The sequence below is a fragment of the Metabacillus niabensis genome (genome assembly GCF_902829255.1).
Taxonomy (GTDB): Bacteria; Bacillota; Bacilli; order Bacillales; family Bacillaceae; genus Metabacillus; species Metabacillus niabensis.
The window spans coordinates 1-9,888 of the sequence record NZ_CADEPK010000204.1; the positions used below are offsets into that span (position 1 = coordinate 1).

The 9,888-nt window shown below is 36.6% G+C and carries 6 protein-coding genes; all 6 read right to left on the reverse strand.

The window, feature by feature from the left end:
* Positions 1-5: 5 nt before the first annotated feature.
* The 6 genes from HU235_RS13555 to HU235_RS13580 all read right to left on the reverse strand — a co-directional run bounded on the left by HU235_RS13555 (position 6) and on the right by HU235_RS13580 (position 9,764).
* The gene (locus tag HU235_RS13555; protein WP_174880540.1) at positions 6-4,112 is read right to left on the reverse strand and encodes a carbohydrate-binding protein; all 4,107 of its coding nucleotides are present in this window, start codon (positions 4,110-4,112) and stop codon (positions 6-8) included.
* A gap of 70 nt (positions 4,113-4,182) precedes the next feature.
* The gene (locus tag HU235_RS13560; RefSeq protein WP_145580556.1) at positions 4,183-4,599 is read right to left on the reverse strand and encodes a hypothetical protein; all 417 of its coding nucleotides are present in this window, start codon (positions 4,597-4,599) and stop codon (positions 4,183-4,185) included.
* Between the two features lie 43 nt (positions 4,600-4,642).
* On the reverse strand, positions 4,643-5,488 hold the full coding sequence (locus tag HU235_RS13565) for a carbohydrate ABC transporter permease (protein WP_307190837.1): 846 nt from the start codon (positions 5,486-5,488) through the stop codon (positions 4,643-4,645).
* 2 nt (positions 5,489-5,490) lie between these two features.
* The gene (locus HU235_RS13570; protein ID WP_174880541.1) at positions 5,491-6,417 is read right to left on the reverse strand and encodes a carbohydrate ABC transporter permease; all 927 of its coding nucleotides are present in this window, start codon (positions 6,415-6,417) and stop codon (positions 5,491-5,493) included.
* A 112-nt stretch (positions 6,418-6,529) separates the two neighbouring features.
* Positions 6,530-7,786, reverse strand: coding sequence for an extracellular solute-binding protein (locus HU235_RS13575; protein WP_174880542.1), 1,257 nt, complete (start codon positions 7,784-7,786; stop codon positions 6,530-6,532).
* A 220-nt stretch (positions 7,787-8,006) separates the two neighbouring features.
* Complete coding sequence (locus tag HU235_RS13580) at positions 8,007-9,764, reverse strand: glycoside hydrolase family 2 protein (protein WP_174880543.1); 1,758 nt, start codon at positions 9,762-9,764, stop codon at positions 8,007-8,009.
* Positions 9,765-9,888: the final 124 nt, after the last annotated feature.

Genomic DNA, 9,888 nt, shown 5'->3' on the forward strand with positions numbered 1-9,888 from the left:
TCTCTCTACTTACTATTCTCTATTTTTCTAATTAGCCTTAGTGAGTCAGCTTCAAGAACTTGTTTTAAACTTTCAGGTACTTCACTTTCTTTTCCGTTTTCTAAAAGTCTTCGAAAGTCATGAAGGTGCTTCACCGCTTGGTTCACCTTCCCTTTCTCTGCATGCTGCTTTGATTGTTCAAGCTTATTTGTTAATTGCTTATATGCACTTTGACTAATTTCACTAGCTTCTTTCAATCTATCAAGGTCGCTTTTAATCGATGAATGATTTGTTTCGAGAGGTTTCAAAACAAAATTATCAAAGATCGTGTGATTTTTATTTGATCTTAGTCCTACTTTTCCATAGGTAAATGCTGTGCTGCTATTATCTGTATAGTCTATTTTAGGCGTATCCATATCTCCAACAAATATCTTGATATTCGTTCCTTTCGCAACTACCTTCACATGGTGCCATGTATTTAATGGTTCACTTATTTTTGCTCCTGATAAGTAGGCGAAATTGTAATTAAATTTTCCTAAATGAACGCCGTCCTTGTTAATATATGCAATATACCCTTGCAAAAAGTCAGGATTGTTTTGATTAAGCTCAATACCATTAGCTGGATTATTCACTCTAAAAATGATCCCACCGTCACCTATTCCTTTACCAATATTTATATCCGCTTCAACCGAATAATCCTTCCACTTGCTATCTCCAATTACCGATTTCGCAAAAGTCCCTTGTGCTGTATGATATTCCCCTTCAGTAGCTGGTTGTTCATTCTCTCCAGCATTTGTTAAAGCAATACTTCTAAAGTCAAATTCTCCCTTTACCATCTCAACCTTAATCGTATGCTTTCCAGCGGGTAGAGAGATATTTTCTTTTATGACACTTTCCCAGTTATCCCAGCCACCTGTTCTTGGAACATCAATAATCCCAGTGAGATCAACGGTATCATCAAGCCAAAGTCTAATTTGACTTCCCTCAAATTCAGTAGCAACCTTAATATCCAATTGATAATGATCGGCTTTTTCAATGTCGACATTATATTTTAACCATTCTCCAGCCTGATTCCAGCCTACATTATAGCCACCCTCTGGATTGATTCGAATATCTACCGAATCTCTTCTATATTGACCACCAATGTTTGCGGAAGAATTATCATGATAGGCAACACCTTCTCCACCGGTGATATATTCAGCAGCCATGATTTCTCCTGGAAGCTTCTTATGGAAATCAAATCGATGCAGTGTTAACCTTGATAAATCAAACTCTCCTTGTACCGTTACAAGCTTTAACGTATGTTTCCCGGCCGGTAATGAAATATTCTGCAATGAAATGTTTTGCCATTTATTCCAACCATCTGTATTTGGTATATCAATTTCACCTGTTAAATCAATCTTATCATCTAACAGGAGCTTAACTTTACCTCCATCTTTGATCGCTGACGCAACAATGTCTAAACCATAAGTGCCTTCTGCTTCAATGTCTACGTCATATGCTAGCCATTCTCCGGTTTCATTTGAGGTAATAGCGTACCCGCCTTCAGGATTTTCCCGAATATCTACTGAATCTTCACGGTATTTTCCACCGATATTTTCTTCAGTGTTATCATGATATCCTACTCCTTCACCGCCAAGATTATAGTCTTCTGCTTCAATGATTCCTGGCACTGGCTTATGAATATCAAACGATGTAAAATCTAGGCTAGTAAAATCAAATTCTCCTTCTACTATTTCCACTTTAATCGTGTGCTCTCCCTCAGGTAAGGTAATTCCTTTTTTCAATACAGGCCGCCAATTATTCCAATCACCAGTGTTTGGAACATCTAACACACCTGTCAAATCGATGTCATCGTCTAGCCATAAACGAACCTTTGCTGTATTAAATGTTGTAGCCGTATTTATTTGAACATTATAGAGACCTGTTTCTTTGACAGATACATTGTATTTAAACCATTCTCCTGTTTGATTCCAGCCAACTGCAGTACCACCTTTTGGATTGTCACGTATATCTACAGAGTCCCCTCTTAATACCCCACCAATATTTTCAGCTGTTGTATCATGGTATGCAACCCCTTCTCCTCCAGTTATATAATAGGCAGCTCCTATCGTGCCTGGAATTGGCTTGTAAGCATCAAAGGCACTTTGTTTATTTGTATTTACCGTCCAAAATCCTTCTATTTCTTCCCAGCCATCACTTGTTCCATTATTAAAGTCATAAACGATGTTCTCAACATCCTTATATTCTTGGAAATTCATCGTAGCTAAATCAAATGTTCCCTTCTCACTAACTACTTTTATTGTGTGCTGCCCTTCTGGTAAGTCGATCCCCTCTATCGAAAGTGTTTTCCACTCGTCTGTTTGTGGGATATTTATTTCACCTGTTAAATCCAAGCTGTCATCTAAGATCAGCTTTACTTGTGCATTCTTACTAGAGGAGGATACTCGTAAATCGATATTATAGGTGCCAGCTTTCGCAACATTCACATTATAGTTTAGCCATTCTTTATTACCATTAAGGCTTACAATGTATCCCCCATCAGTAGTTGCTTTCATATCAACGTCATCTTGTCTGTATACCCCATGGTTATTTCCCTTTGTCGTATCGTGATAACCCTTTCCCTCACCGCCTGTATTGTAATGAACAGCTTCAATTTCCCCTGGGATCGGCTTGGATGCATCAAACACGTTACTCCCATTTACTTTATTGCTAAAAGCTGTATAGCCAAAAGCTGCATGAACATCAGATGTTGTGTATCCAACCTTTCCACCATTTAGCCCAGCAATTTCATGTGTTTGTTTATGCATTCCATCTACAAAGATTTTAACTGTTGAAGATGATTTTTCTACCCGAATTTGGTGAAGCTTTGAATAGTCATAGCCATCAGGTAAAGCTGTTGTTTTCCGCTCTTGCTCAACTCCATTTACTTTAAAAGCTGTTTCTAATTGATTTTTGTTAGGATTCAATACCGCTATGCCATAGTTATCTTCATCCTTATAGGAAAAAATCGCTCCAAAGCGTGAATCATTGCTTGCCCCTTGTTCGATTGATTTCATATTAAATTCAGCTGTATAGTTTGATGCAGTCGAATGTTTCGTGATGATTTTATAGTGATTTGCTTGATCGATTTTTGTTTGCTGAAGCCATCCATCCATAGCTGATGAGACGCTCCAGCTTCCACTAATATTGTCCCAATTCTTTTCAAATGAAGACGCGGAGAACCTTTCACTGAAGTCAGGCATATCAGGGTTTGGTTGTTTTGCAGTCGTTGGACCAAGAACAAGCATTTTATCTCCGTTCCAAGCAATCCGATCAAGATTCAAATATCTCCCTGGGTTTGCATGACTATGATATACAATATATTCAGAGTCAAGATCAGGTCCACGTACTACAGAATTATGACCTAGTCCAACATTTGCGCCTTCCGTATTTAGGAGAATTGGATTTTGTTCAATGCTAGGAGAAAAATGTGAAATCGGGCTATCACTACTTGCATAATCAACACGATAAGCCTTATTCCAAACGTGATTTCCTGTATACGTCATATAATATTTATCATTTCTTTTCAAAATAGTTGGTCCTTCTGTCCAACCATTCATTTCCGCCCCAGTTTTTGATGCTTCACCGAATGTAAAGGGATCTGCCATTGGCCGAGCATCAATCCTTTGGTCTCCAGTACTGTAAAAATACCATTTTCCATCATCATCAATAAACACATGTCCATCTATTCCCATGCCTAAGTTATCTGTTTTCCTAACAAAAGGACCTAGTGGACTTGTGCTTTTATAAACATAATGTCCATTTCCACCAGGTGATGTGTACATGTAAAAGCTACCATTCCAATACACAACCTCTGGTGCATAAGCAGCCTTCGTACTAGGGTCCTCTGTTACCAAGCCATAATATTCCCAATTAACCAAGTCTTCTGACTGCCATGCCTTTATCCCACTTTTATCATCTACTGTACTAACGTATAGATAATACATGCCGTTATGCTTTAAAATGTATGGATCCCCTTCCCCATAAAATACACCTGTATCCCATTTCCACGAGTTAGGCAATTTAAATGGGTTGCTATAAGCTGAAGAAGAGATAGGAATAGCGGCAATAAAACTAACCATCAATGCCATTGATATGAGCTTTTTCAGGAAAATCTCCTCCTAATTATTATTTCAGATGTAAGCGTTGACATTTCGAAGATTAATTTTGTACATGATAGGCTTGCATCCTTTTTACAGATTTATTTTTCGCTAACGCGAGAATGCCTGCAGATAAAAACATAAATGAACCTATAATATCCATCACAATATAGGACGATAACCCTAAGAGGATAAACCAAATAGGTTTCCTTCTTTCGGCTTTATCATCCTTCAGCGACTTTCCTAACACGAGGTTTAAAATACCTAATATAACAAACAACATCCCAAAGGAAACAGAAAACATATACAAGCTACCAAAAACAGACTGAGCCGCTTCAAGCTTAGCTAGAGTATTATACGAAGAATGCATACCCTCATTTTTTATAAAAGAAGCATAAACAAAGATTGTTAGGAGACCTGAGACAATTTGCCATATAGAACCGATCAAAACGAGTCTTCTCTCTAGCTTTCTATTCATCTTTTAACCTCCTTATCTTACGAGTAAACATCGACCATTTTTCTTAACCTTTAACACCTGATGACAAAGATAGTGATTCCATAAAGTATTTTTGTGTAAATAGATAAAGAATAAAGGTTGGAACAATCGCAATCAATGCTCCTGTTAAGGCGTGGGCAACATCAAGTGCATACATCCCTTGAAGCAATTGTAATCCTGGTGTAATTGGCATGTTTTCAATATCATTAAACACAATCGATGGCCATAGAAAGTCATTCCAAGAGCCTGTAAAGGTAAACAACGCGACAACCGTTAATACTGGTCTAATAAGCGGCAAGATTAACTTAGTGAAAATTTGAAAATCTGAGGCACCATCAACTCTAGCAGATTCATCAAAATCTTTTGGGATTCCTTGCATAAATTGTCTTACGAGAAAAATATTAAATACTCCAGCAGCGCCAGGAACAATCGCAGCCATATAGTGATTAACCCAACCTAATGTATCAATAATTTTATAAAGTGGGATAAGGTTTACAACTGCTGGGAACATCATCGTTGCCATTAAAAAGACAAAGATCGAATCTCTCCCTTTAAATTTCATTCTTGAATAACCATAACCTGCTAAAGAAACAATCACTAAAACTAATAGTGTTTGTGATACCGATATAATGAGTGAGTTCATAAACCACTTCGCAACAGGTACACTTGTGTTTTCAAACAAAACATCCTGATAGTTACCAATAACCCAATGAATTGGTAGAATTGTAAAAGCATTTGATTGAATATCTGCTTCACTTTTAAATGTAGTTAGGAATGTGTACAATAATGGACTTAGCCAAATAAACGCCATGAATAGCAAAAAGAGTAATGAAATGATTTTAGAAACTGGTTTTTTCTTCAAGGAAAACACCCCTAATCACGTTGTCTTAAAAAGAAAAATTGAATTGTCGAAACTACCATAATACATAAACCAAGAACAACTGCCATTGCTGAGCCAATACCAGCTATCGAAATACCAGAACCAAATGCATTCTCTTGTATATACATTAGCAATACGGTTGTTGAGCTCGTTGGTCCCCCTTTTGTTAACATAAGCGGCTGCCCATAAACATTAAATTGGGCAATTGTCGTAATAACAACGGTATATAAGATTTGTGCTCTTATACTAGGAAGGGTAATTTTAAAGAATTTTTGAATATTATTTGCACCATCTATAGCAGCGGCTTCATACAAGTCTTTGGAAATACCGTTAAGGGCTGCCTGATAAATGATCATATTTGCCCCAATTGTCCACCATACTGTTACAATCACTAATGCAATCCAGGCATATGGCTGTGTAGAAAGCCAATTCGTATCAACATTTAAATAATGGTTAATTGGACCAAATGAAACACTAAAGAGCATAGCAAAAATAATCATGACAGCAGATACAGAAAATAATGATGGCATATAAAATAACGCTTGGAAAAATTTCATACCTTTTGGTTTCGTATTAAGTGCAGCAGCTAAGAGCAATGGGATGATAATACAAAATGGAACTGTAAAAAGCACAAATTTGAATGTATTCCCTAATCCGACTCGGAGTTGTTCATAAAATGTGGAATCTTGATTTAATAAAATTTCTGTATAATTTGCCAGTCCAACAAATTCAGGATCACTCACCAAATCCCAATTGGTAAACGAAATATAAATACCATATAAGGTTGGCAATAGAAAAAAAACTGCAAATAAAATGAGATGGGGTCCAATGTATAGATATGGCGATAGATTCAACCTTTTTTTGTTTGAATTTCTCACGATTACTGAGGACATATTTACTTTCTCTTCAGTATTTATCATAGTTTTTAACTCCTATTCTAATAGTTATCGAATAGAGAGAGGATGACCCAGGAGGACTGCCTCGTGGGCCATTCTCAAATAATGCTCCGTTAATCTAGCTGCAAGAAAGCGATTATTTATTAGATTTTATTTTATCCTCTACAGCCTTTTGAGCTTTTTCCAGTCCTTCAGTGATGTCAAGCTTTCCAAATGCTGCATCGCCTACTAATTTATCCACCTCTTCTACTACAAAGCCATTGTACTTATAATCAAAGATTTTTAATGTTTTTTGTAATTCAGGATCCTGTACTAAGAATGATTGTGGTAATTCCTTATACTCTGGATTGTCCAACGTCTCTAATGCCGCTGGGTTTTGTCCTGCTTTTGCCCATGGAAGTGAATTTTGTCTAACATAATCTAAGAAATCCATTATTCCTTTTGCTTTCTCTTCAGAGCGATTCTCATCCTTAAACATGACGAATTGATGTGATGATGTCCAGTTGACAATTTTATCAGGTGAAACTTGCGCGAAGTTTGTTAAGCCCCAATTTAGTTTTTTCGCTTCATTTAAGCTATTTTGCATCCATATTCCTTCTGGATAGAAAATGGCTTTACCGGATTTGAATAGCTGTCCAGGGTCTTCCCCATCTTTGTTCGTAATTTTGTCATCAACTAAACCCTTTAATAATTCTAGTGTCTGCTTCGCTTCAGGAGTATTAAGAGTTGGGGTTACACCATCGTTCGTGATGTCTCCGCCTAATTGATTGTAAATGGATAAGAAGATTGGTCGAGTCCAAGTGAATCCAAAACCAGTAATACCGTCTTTTCTAGACTTTACCCCCGCTTCTCTTATTTCATCAAATGTAACAACGTTATCATCAAGAGCTGTTGGAGCATACTTTTCTAGCAGCTCTTTATTGTAATACATGACAAAGCTGTGTACATCTAACGGAATACTATATCTACCTCCATTCAGATCTCCAATATTCCATCCTGCAGGTACATAGTTTTCTGCTTTCAATTCTGGGTAGTCCGCCAAATAGTCATCGTAAGGTGTTAACATATCACTGTCCACAAATTGTTTAATTCTCTCAGCATGAACAATGGTTAAATCAGGGATCCCTTTGCCTGAATTTACTACTGTCGGGATTTTCGTATACATATCCCCCTCAGTAATTGAAACATTCTTAATCTTGTATTCTGGGTTTGTCTTATTATAGTCATTAACGATTTGTTTCATATTTTCTCCATCCGGCCCAGTAAACGGATTCCAGTAAACAATCTCTTTTTTCGCTGAATCAGACCCTGAGCTACTAGATGAACTACATCCTGATAAAGCCATCACAAATACTAAAAGGATAGTGAACATTAAAACAGCTGTTTTTTTCATACTCTTCCCCCTATTTGTCGTTTTCCTTAATCTATTACCGCAGCATTATGTAAGTTATCTCCCCCTCAACTTAGCTTTTTGTAAGAACGATGAAATTTTATATGAACCTATTGACTGAAATAAGTAATTCCAGTCAATAGAGACTAAACACGTATACAATTACTATTGAATGTGTTATTTCCCAATCATTTCATGTCGCTACTCGTCTATTTAAGGGAATTTATGTTCTATTAATTTCTCTTATTTTCTTTACGTCTACTTTTGGTTCCCTCTCTTCATTTAGAAGACCATTAACCTCTTGCTGTACATCTGTAATTTGTGTATAACAGTATCCACTTATATAAGAAGTATCCTTAATTGCTTGTGTAATAGATTCATAACGATATAGGAAGTCTTTTTCACTCTCTACCTGATCACCATAGCCCCAGCCCTTTTCTGAATTGAAGGCTATTCCACCATACTCACTTACGATGATAGGCTGCCCTTTATATTCATAGCCCTGTGCCATTGCATGCTTAAATTTATTGAATGCGATTTCATTATTAACAATTTTTTGTTTATCTTTATAGCGATTTACAAATTCATCGCCATATTCAACATAATCGTGCAAAGTAAGAATGTCTGAAATCGTATGCTCCCAGCCATCATTTACGATAACAGGCCTCATACTATCGATCGCTTTTGTAAGATGATAGATTGCCTCTGTAAATTTTTGCTGCTTACGATCTGTATATATATTTTTCACACCCCAAGATTCATTGAAAGGTGTCCATGTAATAATACTTGGATGATTATAATGCTGCTTGACAACCTCTAACCATTCCTCTGTGAAGCTTTGAACCGCCTCATCTGAAAATTCATACGTTGCAGCCATTTCTGACCAAACAAGAAGGCCTTTTTTATCTGCCCAATATAAGAAGCGTTGATCCTCAACCTTCATATGTTTTCTTACTCCGTTAAAGCCCATTTCTAATACCTTATCAATATCCTCTAGTATCGCCTCTTCACTAGGTGGTGTTAAATGAGAATCTTTCCAATATCCTTGGTCTAAAATAAGCCTTTGATAGAGCGGAATATTATTAAGTAATACATTTCCGTTCTCAATTGAAATCTTCCTCATCCCAAAATAAGACCTTACTTGATCGATTACTTCGTTATCCTTCATTAATGTAAATTCAACATCATATAAGTTAGGTGCTCCTGGACTCCAATGGAAAACTCTCCAGTGGTGAAATTCACTTGTAATATTTGTAGTAAAGGTTTGAGTTGTGCGGATAACGGATTGATCAACTGTTTTAATTTGCTGTCCCTTAAAAGAAATCGAAGTTCTTAAGACTAGAGCTGGATCGGGTTTTCCTGAAAGCTCATACGTAAACTCCACGGATTCTGTATCGATATTTGGCGTTATTTTAACTGACTGAAGATGTACTTCATTTAAAAACTCAAGCCATACCGTTTGCCATATCCCCGTTGTTTGCACATACCAGCATTCATAGCTATTATCCATCCATCTTTGCTTACCACGCGGTTGAAAGCAGCTTTGACTATCTTCGTTTTTCACAACAATATTCAATTCATTCGACTCTGCTAAGTAGTCCGTTATATTAAAGGAGAATGCGATTTGTCCTCCCTTCCTTTCTCCGACAAACATACCGTTCACCCAAAGCTTAGTGATATAATCGGCAGCTTGAAAATGGAGCAAAATCTTTTTATTTTTATACTGAGGTGGGATTTCTATCTTTTTTTGATACCAAACATTTGGACAAAATTTCTCCTCTCCTATCCCACTAGCCTTTGTTTCATATGTAAATGGAACGATTATTTTTTTATCAAAGTCGGCTCCCTCGTACCATTTTTCTTTTTCCCCTTTGTTTTCTTGATCAAATTTAAAATTCCATTCACCATTTAAGTTCATCCAATCTGTTCGTTCAAACTGTGGTCGCGGATATTCCTTTCTTGGAATGCTATTGTTTGTCATACTATATATCTCCTTTATTTAGAAAGTTTTCAATTCTTTAAGACACCTTTATAGAAGCGCTTACAAAATGTATTTTATAGCAGAAGAAATTCCATTCATATACTAAACTTAGTATAAAATATAC